Here is a 17,676-nt window from a genome sequence, read left to right as displayed (position 1 = left end):
TTAAATAATTTTAAATATTAACATTGTTTATGAAATACATCATTTTTACGCTTTTGGGCGTCCTTACATCCTTAACTATGCTTGCGCAGGTTCATATCGTACCTAAGCCCAACCAAGTCTTGGAGGCCAAGGGGCAGTATCTCTTGAAGCGAAAAGTGTCAATCTCCGCCCCTTCAGAAGCGGCTTGGCAACATGTAGCGAAGATGTTGGCCGACCAAATCGGCCAGGCAACTGGCAAGGACGTGACTTTAAGCACTAAGGGCGGGCAAATAAGTCTCGCTGTTTCGTCGGATGCTTCTTTGGGATCGGAAGGGTATAGGCTAATGGTGACTCCGAAGGGGGTGAAAATCCAAGCACAAACTCCCCAAGGGGCGTTTTATGGGGTGCAAAGTCTGTTGCAGCTACTTCCCGTCGAGATATTTAGTCCCAAAATGGCGGGCGATGTAACTTGGAGTATTCCCTATGTGACCATCAAAGATGTGCCTCGTTTTGCCTATAGGGGACTGATGTTGGACGTAGCACGTCACTTTATGCCCATCGCCTTTGTTAAAAAATATATTGATCTTATCGCTTTACACAAGCAAAACCAGTTTCATTGGCACCTTACCGACGACCAAGGGTGGAGAATAGAAATTAAGCAATATCCTAATCTCACCAAAGTAGGTGCTTATCGGAAGGAGACCATGAAGGGACATTATTCCGATGGGGAGTATGACGGGAAGCCATATGGTGGATATTATACCCAGGATGAGATCAAGGAAGTAATTCAATATGCTGCCGATCGATTTGTGAATGTGATACCCGAAATAGAACTGCCTGGTCATGCCTTAGCCGCTTTGGCGTCGTATCCGGAGTTGGGCAATAACCCCGATCAAATTTACCAAGTAGGAACTCGTTGGGGCGTTTATGACGAGGTGTTTATGCCTCGTGAAGCGACCTTTAAGTTTTGGGAGAATGTATTGACGGAGGTGATAGACCTATTTCCTGGCAAATATATTCATATAGGAGGCGATGAGTGTCCTAAAACTCAGTGGAAACAGAGCAGGTTCGCTCAGGACCTTATCAAAAAGGAAGACCTTAAAGATGAGCACGGTTTGCAGAGTTATGTAATAAAGCGGATCGATCAGTTTATTACTTCCAAAGGTCGTCGGATGATCGGCTGGGATGAGATTTTGGAGGGAGGGCTTTCTCCCAATGCCACGGTGATGAGCTGGAGAGGCGAAAAAGGTGGAATAGAAGCCGCTCAACAGAATCATGATGTGGTGATGACCCCGGGCAATTTTGTATACCTAGATCATTATCAGGCCGATTCCAAAACACAGCCAGTGGCCATAGGTGGTTTTACCGACCTGGCAGAGTCTTATTCTTACGACCCTACTCCTGAGGTGTTAACCGCCGACCAGGCCAAGCATATTCTGGGGGTTCAGGGCAACGTATGGACCGAATACATGAAAACTCCTGCCTATGTGGAATATATGGTATGGCCTAGAGCCACGGCCATTTCGGAAGTAGCCTGGACCGAAAAGAAGAATAAAAGCTTTGATGACTTTAAGGCACGTTGGGCCATTCATCAGAAGCGCTTGGATATCTTAGGGGTCAACTACTTTGGCGCTCCCATCAATGGGCAGTTCGAATACGTTTGGCCTAAAAAGGATTAAATTATACTGAAGAAAATTGAGGTCCTCCTAGCATTCAAAAGCTATGAGGACCTTTTTTGTTGGCTACTGTTCGCGGCTATTATAGGTTTTGAATAAACTCATATAGATTCACTTCCCTGCTCAAGTTTAGTTTTTTCCTTACGCGGTAGCGTGTCGTATGGACGCTTTCAGTACTTATTCCCAAAAGGCGAGCCATATCTTTGCTTGAAAAGTTAAGTTTTATAAGGGCGCAAATCTTTTTGTCGGAATGGCTTAGGTTGGGGAACTGTTCGGCCAAATTCTTATAAAACGATTCGTTAACCGACGAAAAACGGGCTTCAAACTCTTCCCAGTTATTATAAGTGCTGGTATCGATGGTTTTAAGAAGCTTATTAATCTCCCCAGGGTTTGGCTGTTGCTTTTGGTTGGTAAGCTTTTCTTTCAGATCCGCCAGTAATTCTTCTTTTTCAATGATCCGGAGGGTAGAAGTGGTGAGTTCCTTGTTTTTTATTTCTAATATTTCTCTGGCTTTTATCCTTTCGAGTTCTTGCTGCTGTTGCAGCCATTTTTTTTCGGCCTTATGCTTCGACCGAAGGTATCGATAGATCAGCAGCCCAGAAAAGGTGAGAAAAATAAGACTAATGAAAAGTATAATGGCCTTTAGGTTTTCTATTTTCTTCTCTCCTTCCAGTTTTTCTAATTCTTGTTGCTGTAGCAAATCCTGCTGACGCTCCTTTTCGAGCCTGAATTGGTCTTTTATTTCCAGGAGCTCTCGATTGGTACTACTCCTACTACCAAATTGCTGTTCGGTAAACTGTTTAGAGAGTTTCATCATCCGATAGGCCTGCCGATCGTCTCCTGCCAAGTGGTAATTTTCAGAGAGGTTTTCGTAGATACCTGGCTTCCAGTCTACATGGCGCTTGTAACGGTCTATAATTTGGAGTGAGGCCAGGTAGTTCCTTCGGCTCAGCTCGTACTGGCCAAGTGACTGGTATATATCGCCTAAGAAACTGTACAGTATGGCTAAGTAAGAATCTTGATTCTTTTCGAAATATAGCTTCGTTTCGTTGAGAAGCGCCAAGGATTCGGTGGGTTTGTTCTCCAAGAATAGCAGATACCCCTCCTCGGCATCATGGAAAGCATTTCGTTTGGGCTGGGTGGATGGAGCATCCTTGATCATCCTACAGCTATCCAGATATTGCCGAGCTATATCGATATGATTTAACTTACGATGAAGCGTCACCAGGGAATAATAGTCCCTGAGTAATATGGTTTTGGGGGCCTGGCCAGAATCTGCAAACTGCTTGTTGATTTGAAGGGATCGGTTAAAGTATTCAATGGCGAGGTTTTCTCTGAGGTATAAGCTGTATAGCCAGCCTAAGCCGTGGTATATCAGTGATTTAGAGGGCAGGTCGCGGCTCTGGTCGGCTAATAACAGGGCTGACCAATACCCATCATAAGACTTGCCGAACATGGCGTTATTGGCATATATGTCCGACAGTATCACCATCTGACTAATGGCCTTGGTAGTGTCCTGGTCCTTCAACGAGCTGGTGATACCCGCAGAAAGGACCTGAATGGTGCTATCAATAGTAACGGTATGAGATAGGCTGTTTTTTCCCATAAATGGGGTCAGATCCATTTGGGATTGGCTCCTCACCGGAAAGGTCAGCAGTGGATAGGCCAGCAAGAGCACCAACCAGCATGGGTTATATTTGTGGATTCGAAATAGCATGTTCTAATAAAACGGTAACCCAAAAATAGACGATGGCCGTTTCACTAATTCAGTTCTCGTTCTATCTGTGTTTTTATTGCAATAATAGTAGTTAAAATTTAACTACTCAACTAATTTCTCAGGATTAGCCTTGAGGAGGCGGGCGGCAGTTGACCGAGACCATCCTTTACACGACTATACTATGATGGCGCTTCTGACGCGGGGCTTCACAGGACTGGATCCATATCCTCAAAAGACCCCTCTTTTCTAGTGCGATGCCAATTGCTGGTTTAAGGTAGATATTTCTTGAAATAGTATCGTGTTTTGACCATAAAATGAGGTTGTTCAGTAAAAAGTGTATCATAATCAGGCCAGAAAGCTATTTATTGGCCGATTTGTTCAGTTATTGTTCAGTTGCAAAAAATTATTCTTTAAAGCCAATTTTCCAAATTGCAGTCGCTATCCGAATATTCATTTAGGTGGTAAAAGTATCATTTTATTTAGTTTGTTTCACATTCTTTAAAAAGGCGTATGATGAATAATTTTATGCACTGGACCATCCGATGGTTATTGACAGTAGGGACGTTTTGTATGAGTTGGGGGAGCCTCGAAGCTCAAACCCTCCTACAAGGAAAGGTTTTGGACCAACTCGATGGGGAACCCTTGATAGGGGCTACGGTGGTTCTGAAAGGAATCAGCGGGGGGACGGTCACCGACGTAAAGGGGCAGTTTAGCATTCAAAGTGCTAATAAGAATCCGATTCTGGTAGTCTCGTATGTGGGATACCTTAGCCAAGAGTATACGTATAGTGGGCAACGAGAGGTGGTAATTGCCTTGAAAGAGGATTTGAAGGAGCTAGAACAGGTAGTGGTGGTGGGCTATGGAACGAGCACCAAAAAGGAGCTCACCGGAGCGGTAGCCTCCGTAAAGGCCGACGAAATTATGAAGACCAACACGTCCGACGTAAACTCCGCCCTACAGGGGGTGGTGGCCGGTGTCAATGTTCAAGCCAGTAGTGGTCGGCCGGGCAGTATTGCTAACATCCAGATACGCGGCTTAGGGTCCTTATCTTCATCTGCCCTTACTCCTTTGTATATTGTCGATGGTATTCCGTATGAAGGAGTGCCCAACTTGGCACCAGAGCAGATCTCCACCTTGGATATTTTAAAAGACGGGGCGGCGGCCTCCATCTATGGTACCCGGGCTTCGAACGGGGTTATTCTCATAACCACCAAAAGAGGAGAGGCAGGCACCATGAAGGTTAATTTCTCGAGTTATTACGGTATTCAAAATATTACCTCAGGAACTCCACTGAACAACACAAAGGAGCAACTGTATGTCGAAAATGTGAAGCTAGCAGCCATTGGTCGCACGCCACTCACCTTTTACTTTAATCCTGATGCACTGGACTATGACACCGATTTTGTAGGGGCACTTACCAATGATCGGGCACCGATGCAAAGCCATAATTTACTCGTCTCTGGAGGGCAGAAGGATCTTACTTTTAGTGTGAATACCAATTACTTCAATCAGGAGGGGATACTGATTAAGTCTGGCTTCGACCGATTCAATACCCAAATGAACGGCCAGTTTACAAAAGGGAAGTTCAAGGCCTTTGCAAGCGTAGCCATGGCCAAAGAGAATACCAAACAGGAACCATGGGGACTTTATGAATACGCTATCTTTCAGATGCCTTGGCAGAAGTCACCCTATGCTTTGCCCTCCATTGGCGATAACGCCGTATTATTCCAGGGGGGGAATGCCGAAGGCTACAGCTATCTGGCTCGGCTCCTAAAGGATCAGGATAAGCGGGAGGTGAAAAGTTCGAACATTACCATGAATTTGCAATACGAGATATTGCCGGGCTTGACCTACAAAATGAATGCCGGAAGAAATACTTGGGATTTTAATCGCACTTTTTTTCAACCCCAATATTTGCTTAGCGACCAGAACGGATTAAATGCCGCTGCCAGTAGGCCGAAGGCTATTCTGACGCAAAGTTATACCTTTACGGAGCGTATTACCTGGGAGAACTTACTGAACTACTCCAAAAAATGGGGAGATCATACCTTCAATTTGCTGGCGGGGTACACCATGGAACGGTTCCAGTCCAAAAATATAGGCGCTACGGCCAACGATTTTTTAAGTAACGACACACCCGTATTTAATGCTGCGAGCACCCCTACTTCTATTACAGGGTATAACGAAGAAGGTCGGTTGACGGGGATGATCGGTCGATTGCAATACAATTATAAGGGTAAGTATCTATTTTCGGCAAGCTTGCGCCGGGACGGGTCTTCAAACTTTGGCCCTAGTAACCGATTTGGTTATTTCCCAGGACTATCTGTAGGATGGAATGTGAGTGATGAGGATTTCTTTAAAAATAATGACCGGCTATCCTTTATCAGTAATCTAAAGTTTAGAGCCAGTTATGGGCAGGTTGGCAATCAAAACATACCTCGTTACCAGTATGCAGCGCTCATTGAGCCAGGGCACGATTATCCGTTTGGGACGGAAGGTAGTGAGTACTTGGACCTCGGGGCTATCCAGAAGCGATACGCTAACGAGAATATCAAATGGGAAACCAATATTTCTAAAAATGTGGGAGTCGACCTGCTGATGTTTGATGGTCGGGTGAGCGTAACGGCCGATCTATACCATAATGCTAAAGAGGATATGCTTCTAGCCTTGAATTTGGCACCCTCGACAGGGACCTGGCAACCTCGTGATTGGAGTAATATGTACAAGTCGCGCTTGGTAAATATAGGCAATATGGTCAATAAGGGCGTGGAGCTGGCAGCCTCTTATAATAACCGAACTCAAGGAGGCTTACACTGGAAGCTATCGGGTACTTTTACCAAGAATGTCAATAAAATTACCGACTTGGGGCCCTTGACCAGCTTTGCATTTGGAGGCGGGCGTCCCGTTATTTCTCGGGGAGAACGTACCGATTTTACGACCTACTTGGCTAAGGGCTACCCTGCAGGTTCTTTTTTCTTGATCCCTACCAGTGGGGTACTGAAAAGTCAAGAGGAGTTGGATGCCTATAAAAAGTTGGATGGAAATGCCCGGTTAGGAGATTTACGGTATGTAGATACCAATGAGGACGGGAAAATTAGTGATTTGGACCGGGTATATCATGGCTCCGGACAGTCGGACTTTGAGACGGGCTTAGGGATTAATTTGGATTACAAATCCTTCGATTTCTTCTCACAGCTCTACTATTCGCAAGGTGCCGAGATTTATAATGGATCCAAGCTTTTTGCCTATGGAATGGGACGTCACCGGGACCAGTACTATCAGTGGAGTACCCAGAACCCTACCTCCGACATACCGGCCGTTAGGGAGTCCTCAGAGCATAATAATACCAGGGCACGGTCCGACTACTTCCTTGAGGATGGGACCTATTTGCGCATTCGCAGCCTCACCTTGGGATATACCCTTCCGAAGTCAGTTTTAGGTAAGATAGCTCAGCGGGCTCGTTTTTATATAACTGCTCAAAACCCTTTCACCTTTACCAAATACCAAGGCTACAACCCCGAAATAGGCGGAGATGGGATTTTTACGAGAGGGGTGGACTTAGGAAATTATCCCGTTTCAAGGAAGTTTCTGGTAGGCTTTCAACTAGACTTCAATTAATATAAAAGTAAAATTTGATATGAGAAGTATTCAAATAATAGGGCTCCTACTGGGGCTCCTGATGGTAGGGCAGGGATGCCAACAGGATGAGTTTTTGACCTTAAAAAACCCAAATACCATCACTACCGATACCTATTGGCAGACACCTAGCCAGTTCCAGTCTGGGCTGGCGAGCGTTTACAGTGCCTTACAATTTGATGCGGTTAGCGGCAAAAGTCTGTCCAACGATATGTGCAGGGGCGACCTTGCCGGCACGGAGTCCTGGTACAGTGAAATCGCCTTTCGAAACCTGACCTTCAACGACAATACCGAGTATGTCTCCCAACGCTGGAATCAACTCTACGTAGGGGTGTTTCGGGCCAATCAGGTGATTGAGAATTTGAAAAAGGAAGGGATAGACCTGACCGAACAGGACAAGAAAGTGCTCGGCGGACAAGCACGTTTCTTACGTGCCATGTTTTACTTTTGGTTGGTCAATTCCTACGATGGAGCCGTAATTCAACTAGATGTTGCCAAGGAAGATGCAGATTTTTCGAAGGCATTCTCTAGCCAAGAGGAGGTTTATCAGCAGGTGATTCTTCCCGATTTGACTTATGCCTCCGAAAATCTGCCAAAGCGATGGACAAATGCTAAGGATTTGGGGAGAGTTACCTGGGGTGCGGCCATGTCGATGCTAGGAAAAGTTCATTTGTATCAAAAGAACTGGGCGGAGGCCGCTACGTTCTTTAAAGCAGTGGTCGATTCCAAGGTATATAGCCTGATGCCCAATTATCTGGATAATTTTACCGATGAAAAGGAACATAATGCTGAATCTATTTTTGAGGTATCATTTAGTAATGCGCTTAAGCCTGGGGTGAACTCTGGAATTGTAGACGATAATATTTATGAAAAAGGGGCTGAGGCGAGTGGGATGGCCGTAGCATTAGGTCAACTAAGCTTTGGAGCCTATAACACCACACTTCCATCGTACTATGCTCATGAGTTATTCGTCAATGACGAGCCTGATGCTTCAAGTCCTATTAATGAAGGTCGTAAGCAATCGGCACGTACCTATGCTTCTATAGTGCCTATCAATGGGGATGGCCTGTATTATCAGCTTCCTATTGGCAAAAAACCAGGCTGGGCCTTTGGGCAGAGTGCCTATGTAAAGAAATACACCAACTGGTACCACTGGACACAAGAAGATGCGGTATATCAGCGCTCTGGTATCAATTTCCGACATATTCGATTGGCTGATATCTACTTGATGTATGCGGAGGCTATTCTCAATAGAGATGGAAATGCGGGAGTTAGCGAGGCAATGGCTGCTATCGACATCGTCAGAAAAAGGGCGGGAGTAGTCACTTTAGCCCAGTATATGGATAAAAATGGGGGCAAAATACCTTTGTTGCACCGTTCGTACATCAAAGGGGCAAGGACCTATTTGGCTCCCGATGCGGGGGTGCTGCTGACCCATTTACAAAGGGTAGAGCGTCCTGTGGAACTCGCCTTTGAGGGGCATCGCTGGTACGACCTAGTACGTTGGGGGATCGTTAAGGAGATCTTTACAGAACTTCGGGTAGAGGAGGAGTGGAGACAAAAGAATATTGACCTCAAGAATCCAGTCGCTCCCTTATTTATCCGGGAACGAATTCGGCCCGATTTTACTGTGGCGAGTACGGCCTATAATCCGGCTGCTCACGACTATCTGCCTATTCCTACTGGGGAGGTACAATCCAATCCTAATCTAAAAAAATAATCGTTTGAACGCAATATGAAAACAATATCAAAATGGCTGACCTTAGCAGGGGGAATTGTATGGGGGCTATCCGCTTGTAAGAATGCGTATGAACCTCCTATGGCCGAAAATAATCATATGCTCGTGGTGAACTCCCAGATGGATTTCGGCAATACGGTCGAAGTTGGTGGGGAGATTTCTTTCGGGGATCTGTCGCGAGGGGTGGTCAGAAGAGAGTGGACCTTGCCCGACGCTGGGGTGGATATCGTAGGGAGTGATAATGACCGGACTTCCACTTTGGATAATATTAAGATAGTATTCAACCAACCCGGAATCATTGCCGTAAAGCTGCATCAGGAGTTCAATGGAGAGGTGTTTGTAGGTAACACAACGCGTGCTATGATTCAAGATACCACTTTTCAGGTGAAGGTACTAGAAAAGGTGAAGGCGCAGTTTACCGCCCAGGTTTTAGATAAAAATGGGGTCCCTGGTCCTCCGCTCAATATGGCTCCCGGGGCCGTCAATGAGGTGTTTGCAGGTAGGACCATCCGTTTTACTCAAACATCGCTGGGCGAGCCTGATACCTTCGACTGGAACCTGGCAGGAGGTGATCCGGCCCAGGCAGGAGGTGCACCGGCTGTACCGACCATTGACGTTCGTTATAGCCAACTGGGCGATTATTCGGCACGACTTATCGCCTATAGGAATAGGCCGGCTGGTAGAGATACCCTCCTCCTAGAGAATTTTATAAGAATTGTGCCTTCTACCGATCCCGTCACCATCGACCGCCTCTATGCCAGTGATAATAAAGTGGCGCTTAAGTTTAGTCGTGACTTACAGGACCCAAAAGCCGACGCAGCGAATTTTAAAGTACGCATAGAGAATAATGGAAAGGTATGGGAGCCAACGGTACTACAGGCGAGTCTTCATGCTTCCCAGAAAAACCTAGTTTTACTTTCACTGAGTGAAGCCAAGCTATACAATAGTGATCAAATTGTAGTAAGCTATCAGGCGGGTGGTATCACGACTACCGATGGCGTGAAGGCTCCGTCATTTACAGATAAGAAAGTAGAATTCGATGTGGTGAACTTGCTTCCCGCTCTTGCAGCGGGCTTTGAGTCGGGAGGACAGGAGTGGAAGAATGGGGCATGGTGGGCTAACGGTTCCAGTGTGAGCTACCCTCAAAACAATCCATTTATGGGTAAATACAGTGCTTTTATACGTAATAAAGCCCAGGAAGGCATGGCGCTGAGCTATAATGGCCAAGCGGAACTGAAGGCTAACAAAACCTACACCGTCAAGATGATGATCTATGTCGACAAAGCCAAAGATGGATCGCCATGGCGGTTTGAAGGGATGAACTATAATGAAGATGGTAAAGCAAAAGTTGACCTCTTTATATTGGATGAATGGTGGGGAGTAGGGGCCAAGCCTATAGAAAATAAGCTGCCCCTTCAGCAGTGGGTAGAGGTTCAAGGAAAGTTCAATGCTTCGGCCACTGCCCAAAGGCGTTTCCTGTTACGTGTAGTTAACGAAATGGATCTTTATGTAGATCAGATCGTGGTGCATGAATACGAACCTCGACCCTAATGGGGCATTAACCTGTTGAGACCGCCTTAGGTATTGGATCAACGCACTACCCAATATGTAGAAGTAATCATAATCGCCCCTGCCGGGAATAGCGGACAGGGGCGATTGTGATAAACTTTTATTGCTTTAACCTATACCATTCGATATCGGTCAATGGGGCCCTTCTAGAATAGCTTTTCGAGGGTCCATAATATTTCTCCAGGTAATCGAGTATGACAGGCTCTGTTTCGCCAAGTTCCCATAGGTTATGGTTGGCTTGCATCCACCTGATTTTCTCGAGCCATCCTTCTCGGGTAAACTTATTTTGGCTAATAATGGTGGTCGCATGACAGTTACTACACATCGCCTTGACGATATGCAAGTTTTCGTCCATATACAAGCCACTTTCCGCATCTTTCTTTAGCGTGTCCATGGCCATGGTCTGATTTTTAATGGCCACGGTCGCCTCGGGGAGTTGCCCGCCAAACCAAACCGACCAAGCGAAAAGCCCAGCCGTGATGGTTCCAAATAGTATTTTCATATTTTGCAAGTCAATAGGTTTGGTACGTCAGTACTATTTCTTTCCTGGGCCTACTCGGCCTTCATGGCTATCCGCTCGCAGGCGTTATTGATATAGCCGCCTGGGTTCCAGGCGGGAATAACCATGGGTTGTGCCACTTGGTGCTCATCGGTAGCCCTGGCCCACACCTCATAATAGCCCTTTTGAGGGAGTTTTACCTCTGTACTCCAGTGTTGCCATGCGAGTCGATTGGCGGGCTCTTCTAGCTTACAGGGCTGCCAGGTAGCACCGAAGTCAATAGAAATTTCCATTTTAGCAACCTTCAGGTCTCCTGCCCAGGCGTGTCCGCGAATGGGCGTGGTAGCTCCTACTTCTACTATAGCTCCGGTTTTAGGAAATGTAATATTCGATTTGACGGGCATCGATTCGATGATCTTATAATACTCATCGGTTTCGGGAATGCTGGTTCCGGGTACTACGGGGTTGCGGGGTACTCTATAGCTATGGCCGGTCATCTTGGCGCCGTCATGCACCTTGTTGCGAATAGAAATACGCTCAAGCCATTTTCCAGAGGTAGAGGCAGGCCAGCCTCCTACTACCAAGCGAAGCGGCATACCATGGAACTCGGGGATGTCGGCACCGTTAAGTTCCCAAGCTACTAAGGTTTCGTCCTCCATAGCTTTGGCTATGGGCACGCCTCTAGAGATGGCCTCTTTCTGTGGGTCGCGGCTCAGGTGTAAGTCGGCACTGTGATAACCTATATATACCGCATCGTCCTTAATACCCACGTCGTTGAGGATATCCTTAAGCCTGACCCCCGACCACTGCGCACAATGTACAGCACCTTGGTCCCATTGGTTGCCGGAGGTCGACGGCTGGTATCCTGAGCGTCCATTGCCGCCACATTCTACTACCAATTGGTAGGTATGTTTTTTAAAACGCTTTTTAAGCTCCTCTAAAGTATAGGTTTTTGGGGCTTTAACCGACTCTCCGTCGATGGTTAGTTTCCAGTTTTTGACGTCTATTGTTTCGGGTATGAGTCCGTTATTACGGATGAACATGTTCTTGACGCTGGTGATTCGTTCGTCTAACAAATGAGGGAGCGACTCTACATTCCATGGGCGTTCTCCTCGTACGATCAGCTCGGTACTCTTGCCCTTGAGGGCATCCTTTTCGTCGAATAGTACGGGTGTAAAGCCTTCAGGCAAATTTTTGGCAAAAACGATATTAGTGCCTAATGCAGCCGTCAGAGCGGCTAAACTTGATTTTTTTATAAACCCCCTACGGTTGACTTGGTCTTTCATGTATCGGTAAGAAATAGTACTAGGTTTTTTTCGACAAGTTACGTATTCCCTTCTTTTAGTCCAGCGCTAAGGATAATTCTTTTGTTAATATTTTATAATAGTATATTATTTTACTAAGGATGGTTACAAAAAAACCGGCCTTACTAGCAAATATAGCTTTGCTAGTAAGGCCTATAGATGGCATACGGGGCGTTTAGTCCCAGCCAGGGTTCTGTTCTATGGCCGGATTCTGCGCCAGGGTATTCAAGGGGATGGGCCATAAGTAGTGCTTAGACTCATCGAATACCGGAACGGCCCAGTCGGTACCTTTGTATACGTCGATATAGGTCTTGCCCGATTGGGGGTCTACAGAAGTTCCCATGGTTGTTTTGCCAAATCGTGCTTCCGCAGCGGCATCCCAGCGCATGCCCATAGTAGGTTGGGTGAGCTTTTTGCCTTGCTTCCACCGCAGTAAGTCGGTATAGCGGAGTCCTTCCATAAACATCTCTACCCTTCTCTCTCTGCGTATTTCGGCTATCAATGGCGATATTCCGTCGCTGGTATACCGTGGATCGACGGGGATATTGCCCATTTCTAGGTGAGGCATGGCCACTCGATCTCTCAGTTTATTGATCGACAGGTCCAAGTCGGCCTGGGTAATGGTGCCCAATTCGGCTTTTGCTTCGGCATAGATGAGCAGGGCCTCGGCAAACCGTAATATGATAGCGGGCGATTCTGCGGTATTATAAGCCTTTCCGATGAGGTCGTCGGCATTATAATGCTTGATAATATGATAGCCTGTGGTAGTTTTCATTCCACCTCCTTCATTGCCTTCCAATTTTGGGTAGGTACGCCCGTCGGCACGATCATATTTGTACTTTTCGGTATCGGCAGGGTGCAGTACGGTCTGGCGAAGGCGTGGATCGCGGTTTTCGAAGAGGTCTTCGAAATTGTCGTCCCCCTTATAAAGGGGAGAGGTGGTGATGGGGAGGCCATCGGAGCAGAGGTAATCCTCTACCATGCTCTTAGAGGCGCCTCCCGAATAACTGAAATACGCCTGCACATGATTGGTGAAGACCCCCAGCTTGTATTTTCGCCAGGCCATTACCTCGGGGTTGCCTGTAAGGTCAAGAACATGGTGATAGGCGTTATAGTCGTTGGCGGGGTCGCCGGTGCTGTAGAGCTGGTAAGGGCCGTTATCGATGAGTTCTTTTGAGGCTTTTTCCGCTTCCTGCAGCCACATGTCGGCATCGGAACCCCCATGGTATTTCTGAAAGGTTCCTTCAAAAAGGCATACCCTAGCCTTTACCAATAGGGCACACCAGCGGTTGAGGCGGCCAGGAGCATTCCCGTCGCCCCAGTTGTTGGGCAGCTTTTCGGAAGCAAAGTTTAGGTCGGCCAGCACCTTTTCCATAGCCTCCTTGCGGGGGGTACGAGCGGCAAAGAGTTCTTCTGAGTCGATATTCAGCTCCCGCTCCACAAAGGGGACATCACCGAATTTAGTTACTTTTTCGGCATAAAACCACCCTCTAAACAACCGTGCTTCGGCAATATATTTGTCCTTGGCGGCTTGCGGAATAGAGGCGCGGTCGTAATTGTCGAGCCCTACATTAATAGCTCTCACGAAGTTCCATCCCCGGTATCCAAACCATTCGGGGTTGGAGGGTACATTATGTTTTCCAGCTCTTAATTGTTGGAAACGGGTATGTCGGGGGGCACGGGGCGCCATATTGTCGGCAAATTCGTCCTGGAACCAAATACTGGAAAAGTGGCTGTTAAAACCATCGTGATGACCCATCAAGATAGGTACGTCGATGTCATTACGGACTAGGTTGTAAATGCTGTTGTTGTAAACGGCCAAATCGTTCTCGGAATTCCAGAAGGTACCATTCGTGACCTGGTCAAGCGGGTAACGCTCGAGGAATTCGTCGTTGCAGGCACTGCTGATCACCAGCAATAGGCAGGCGGTAACTAATTTATAGAATATATTTTTCATAAAACCTTGATTTATAAATGGATGAGCAATACAGGATCGACAGTGGGATTTCCTTAAAATGAAAGGTTGATCCCTAGTGTGCCGATACGTTGCATGGGATATTCAATGGTGGGCGTTTGGATGGTCTCTGGATCCAGAGGTTTACGGATCTTCGAAAATTCGAATAGATTCATTCCCGAAACAAAAATTTGCGCCCTACTCAAGCCTATCCTTTCCAATACACCCTGTGGTATATCGTAATTCAGGGTGATATTCTTGGCCCTGATGTAGCTGGCATTTTGTAAGAACCTCGATTGGGTCTGGATGTTTTTCTTGTCGCTGGTCGATATATGAGGGGCCGGGAAATAGGCGTCGCGGTTGTCCTCGGACCAAGAGTCTTTTATGTAATAGTTCTCTACATGACCGGCATTGAATGGGAAGAACCAGTTCCAGTTGCCGTTGCCATGGGAATAATCGGCTTTTCCAATTCCTTGAAAGAAGGCGGTTAGTCTGAAGTTTTTATAGGCGATACTGGTATTAATACCAAAGCTATAGCGTGGGGTGCTGTTACCAATCACTTTTCTGTCGCCTGGGTCGCCCAAGGTATTGCCTCCGGGACTGATCTGTCCGTCCCCATTCAGGTCGGCATATTGTATGTCGCCGGGGCGCCAGTTGTTGCCTAGCCGAGACTGATCGGGCGCCTGGTCTACTTCATCCTGCGACTGGAAGATACCCACTGTTTCGTAGCCCCAAATCTCCCCTAAGTTCTGGCCTATATAATAAATGCCTTGACTTGCATTGGGCAGGGCTCCTGATGGGTTTTCAAATTTGGTGATTTGTGCTGTGGCATCCGATAGGGCCAACGTTACATCGTAGCTCCAGTCCGACTTGATTTTGTCTCTCCAGGTTAGGGCAAGCTCCCAGCCTTTGGTTCGGAGGTCTGCAGCGTTGGACTTTGGGGCGTCAGTACCGAGTATGTCGGGGAAGTTAACATTCATCAGCATGTCTTTCGTGTCGCGGCTATACAAATCGAACGATAGGTCTAGGCGGCTCTTTAATAGAGTAAGATCGAGGCCGATGTTCTGCGACGTTACCGATTCCCAGGTGAGCGTAGGGCTTACTAGGCCTGCGGCCGATACATAGGGAATCACCGAATTGGAGAACATATAGGGGGACTGGCCCGTACCTAAAGAAGCTACATAAGGGTAATAGTTACTTCCTAATAGTTGGTTGCCTAGGGTACCATAAGAGGCTCTGATTTTCAAGTTGTCAAGCCAGTTGATTGTGCCTGCCATGAATTTTTCATTGCTAATACGCCACCCGGCCGATACCGAAGGGAAGAAGCCAAAGCGGCTGTCTTGTGGGAACCGTGAGGTGCCATCGTAGCGGCCATTGAACTCGACCAGATACCGATCGTCATAATTGTAGGTAAGTCTATAAAAGGCCCCCCTTAAGGCCACATGCGATTTGCTGCCATCGGTGCGTTGTACTCCCGTGGTGGCGTTGAGGTCGGTAACCTGTGGAGTGATCAGCGAACGAGCTTGCGCGTATACGCTTCTGTTTTTTCCTCTCTCTTGGTTAAAACCCACCATAGCCGTGAGGTTGTGACGTCCTAGATTCTGAAAACGATATTCGGCAAAGGCATTGAGTACATAATATTGGTTGTAGGTATCACTGTTCTCGATCCAATCGTCCCCACTGAATCCATTACTGATGGGGTTGGCGGCATTTAAGTCTGTATCCACTATTTCCACTTTGCTCTGAACATCCTGATACATATTATTGAACAGATTATAAGAGAAATTTCCAGTGATTTTCAACCCTTCAATGGGGGTCAGGGTAACGCCTTGGGTGAGCCAGATATCATTTTTGGTAAAGGTTTCTCTCCCACCATCTAGGAGATAAGGGAAGAAGTTGGTGCCACCAAAATACTTGCCGATATACTGTTCATACTGGTCCCGGTCGCCAGGTTCTATATAAAAAGGGAGGTCGGGAAACTGCACGGGCATAATAGGCTTCACGCGCGCTAAAGAATTGATATTGACATCCCAGTTGTAAAAATGAGGTTTGTCGCTATGTTGAGAATTGAAAATCACCTTTTCATCGAAACTTAGCCAATCGTTTACCTTAAAATCGGCCTTCATCAAGACATTATAACGCTTAAATTTTTCGTTGTTTTGTCTTAAATACCCGTCCTTGCTATACCGACCTAAGGAAAAGAAATATTTAGAATTAGCACCACCCCCAGATATCGATAGGTCTTGCTGGTTGGTAGGAGCGTAGTCGGTCATGATGCTCTTTTGGTAGTTATTGTATCCATAGTATTGCAGGGCACCATCTACCACGCCCCATTCGTTGGCGGGGATTGGATTCTCTGAATACTTTTTGGTTGCGGCTACAAAGTCGGGTCCGTAGGCGGGGTTCCCGAAGGTCCTTTCATTGGCCGTGTTCCAGGCCTGAACGAACTCATAAGGGTCCGTTACCACGTCCATATTGAAAATGGGCTTGGCCATAGACAATTGCGTTCCAAAGTTAACCTTGACTTTGCCTGATTTTCCACTCTTGGTGGTTACTAATACCACTCCGAACGCCGCTCTTGCCCCATAAACGGCCGAAGCTGAGGCATCTTTTAATACACTGATGCTTTCTATGTCATTCGGATTAATTAGGTTAATGTCCATGGGTACATTGTCGACCAATATCAAAGGACTACCTCCATTAATAGATTCATAACCGCGAATGTTGAAAGTAGTAGCCTGGGAGGGGTCCCCGTTGCGTACTCCGACATTCAGATTGGGAATGACCCCTTGTAGCCCTTCCCCGGCATTGGCGATGGGGCGGTTTTCTAAGCGCTTGGCATCGGCTACTCCGACGGCCCCAGTCAGATTGACCTTTTGTTGGGTTCCGTAGCCCACCACAACTACCTCATTCAAGACCTGGTCTTCAATGGTAAGCTCTACCTGAAGCTGGCTTTGGTTGCCTACGGTAACTTCTTTTGATTGATAGCCTACAAAACTAAATACCAAAATGGTATTATTGTCGGGGACTTCTAGTGTAAACTTTCCTTCCGAATTGGTGGTAGTACCCTGGGAGCTACCCTTCAGGACCACACTCACTCCTGGGAGTAGCTCCCCAGCATTATCGACTACAGTGCCTGTTACTTGTCTTTTTGGGGAAAATAGGTCACTATTTTTTGCAAATACCACCGTAGATCCCCCCAGCCATAGCAGTAGTGCTAAGAGGATGCTGGTATTTCGATTTTGAAAAAGTAATGTTGTTCTCATATAATTGATTTTAAGTTAGTGAATGTGGGAGTCGCTTAAGTCCTTGTTTTTGTAATTTAAAGACCTAATTCTGTCATTTTTTCAGAAGGCCCCTTTAATAAGACGTCTTAATTTTTATCTTACCACCACAAAAAGTATAAAAAAACTAATATATAGTATTAATAAACATATTTATACTTAAATGTAATATAGGAAAAGTCCTATCTGTGGTTTTGTAGACTAATATTTACTTGGCATGCTGTTTTGGAAGCTCATGTTCCTATACTTTTGGAGGGTCCTTCAAAAAGAGCAAAGGAGGAAAATTGCGGATTCTGTCGTTGTTAGTACAACTTCTATTA

9 protein-coding genes are annotated in these 17,676 nt (G+C 46.5%); 4 read left to right on the top strand and 5 right to left on the bottom strand.

Annotation, left to right across the window (positions count from 1 at the left end; all coding sequences use genetic code 11):
- Positions 1–29 precede the first annotated feature (29 nt).
- Positions 30–1,658: a beta-N-acetylhexosaminidase gene (locus CLV98_RS06270; protein WP_109673432.1), complete on the top strand. Its 1,629-nt coding sequence runs from the start codon at positions 30–32 to the stop codon at positions 1,656–1,658.
- A gap of 79 nt (positions 1,659–1,737) precedes the next feature.
- Here CLV98_RS06270 and CLV98_RS06265 read toward each other — a convergent pair whose 3' ends face one another.
- Positions 1,738–3,372 (bottom strand): hypothetical protein, encoded by a 1,635-nt coding sequence (locus CLV98_RS06265; RefSeq protein WP_109673431.1) that lies wholly within the window; start codon positions 3,370–3,372, stop codon positions 1,738–1,740.
- 510 nt (positions 3,373–3,882) lie between these two features.
- Here CLV98_RS06265 and CLV98_RS06260 point away from each other — a divergent pair.
- The 3 genes from CLV98_RS06260 to CLV98_RS06250 are packed head-to-tail and all read left to right on the top strand — an operon-like array spanning position 3,883 to position 10,297.
- Positions 3,883–6,990 carry a SusC/RagA family TonB-linked outer membrane protein gene (locus CLV98_RS06260; protein ID WP_109673430.1) on the top strand — a complete coding sequence of 1,036 codons (3,108 nt, stop codon included), beginning with the start codon at positions 3,883–3,885 and terminating at the stop codon, positions 6,988–6,990.
- A gap of 19 nt (positions 6,991–7,009) precedes the next feature.
- Positions 7,010–8,728: a RagB/SusD family nutrient uptake outer membrane protein gene (locus CLV98_RS06255; protein ID WP_211319980.1), complete on the top strand. Its 1,719-nt coding sequence runs from the start codon at positions 7,010–7,012 to the stop codon at positions 8,726–8,728.
- 15 nt (positions 8,729–8,743) lie between these two features.
- A complete protein-coding gene (locus CLV98_RS06250) occupies positions 8,744–10,297 on the top strand; it encodes a carbohydrate binding domain-containing protein (protein WP_109673429.1) in 1,554 nt (517 codons plus the stop codon).
- A gap of 118 nt (positions 10,298–10,415) precedes the next feature.
- Here the strand turns inward: CLV98_RS06250 and CLV98_RS06245 are convergent, their stop codons facing one another.
- From CLV98_RS06245 to CLV98_RS06230, 4 genes are all read right to left on the bottom strand, one after another.
- Positions 10,416–10,817 carry a hypothetical protein gene (locus tag CLV98_RS06245; RefSeq protein WP_109673428.1) on the bottom strand — a complete coding sequence of 134 codons (402 nt, stop codon included), beginning with the start codon at positions 10,815–10,817 and terminating at the stop codon, positions 10,416–10,418.
- A 50-nt stretch (positions 10,818–10,867) separates the two neighbouring features.
- Positions 10,868–12,100 (bottom strand): sulfite oxidase, encoded by a 1,233-nt coding sequence (locus tag CLV98_RS06240; protein ID WP_109673427.1) that lies wholly within the window; start codon positions 12,098–12,100, stop codon positions 10,868–10,870.
- Between the two features lie 193 nt (positions 12,101–12,293).
- Positions 12,294–14,075 carry a RagB/SusD family nutrient uptake outer membrane protein gene (locus tag CLV98_RS06235; protein WP_109673426.1) on the bottom strand — a complete coding sequence of 594 codons (1,782 nt, stop codon included), beginning with the start codon at positions 14,073–14,075 and terminating at the stop codon, positions 12,294–12,296.
- 53 nt (positions 14,076–14,128) lie between these two features.
- On the bottom strand, positions 14,129–17,338 hold the full coding sequence (locus CLV98_RS06230) for a SusC/RagA family TonB-linked outer membrane protein (protein WP_109673425.1): 3,210 nt from the start codon (positions 17,336–17,338) through the stop codon (positions 14,129–14,131).
- Between the last annotated feature and the right edge of the window lie 338 nt (positions 17,339–17,676).

Origin of the sequence: Dyadobacter jejuensis (assembly GCF_003149085.1) — a bacterium.
Taxonomy (GTDB): Bacteria; Bacteroidota; Bacteroidia; order Cytophagales; family Spirosomataceae; genus Dyadobacter; species Dyadobacter jejuensis.
Note: the sequence above shows the minus strand (reverse complement) of the source record. Positions and strands in the feature narration are given on the sequence as shown.

What these genes read in the sequence shown, in the direction of transcription:
- CLV98_RS06265 (WP_109673431.1), bottom strand. Translation starts at nt 3,372, where the DNA reads ATGCTATTTCGAATCCACAAATATAACCCATGCTGGTTGGTGCTCTTG.
- CLV98_RS06240 (WP_109673427.1), bottom strand. Translation starts at nt 12,100, where the DNA reads ATGAAAGACCAAGTCAACCGTAGGGGGTTTATAAAAAAATCAAGTTTA.
- CLV98_RS06245 (WP_109673428.1), bottom strand. Translation starts at nt 10,817, where the DNA reads ATGAAAATACTATTTGGAACCATCACGGCTGGGCTTTTCGCTTGGTCG.
- CLV98_RS06250 (WP_109673429.1), top strand. Translation starts at nt 8,744, where the DNA reads ATGAAAACAATATCAAAATGGCTGACCTTAGCAGGGGGAATTGTATGG.
- CLV98_RS06230 (WP_109673425.1), bottom strand. Translation starts at nt 17,338, where the DNA reads ATGAGAACAACATTACTTTTTCAAAATCGAAATACCAGCATCCTCTTA.
- CLV98_RS06235 (WP_109673426.1), bottom strand. Translation starts at nt 14,075, where the DNA reads ATGAAAAATATATTCTATAAATTAGTTACCGCCTGCCTATTGCTGGTG.
- CLV98_RS06260 (WP_109673430.1), top strand. Translation starts at nt 3,883, where the DNA reads ATGATGAATAATTTTATGCACTGGACCATCCGATGGTTATTGACAGTA.
- CLV98_RS06270 (WP_109673432.1), top strand. Translation starts at nt 30, where the DNA reads ATGAAATACATCATTTTTACGCTTTTGGGCGTCCTTACATCCTTAACT.
- CLV98_RS06255 (WP_211319980.1), top strand. Translation starts at nt 7,010, where the DNA reads ATGAGAAGTATTCAAATAATAGGGCTCCTACTGGGGCTCCTGATGGTA.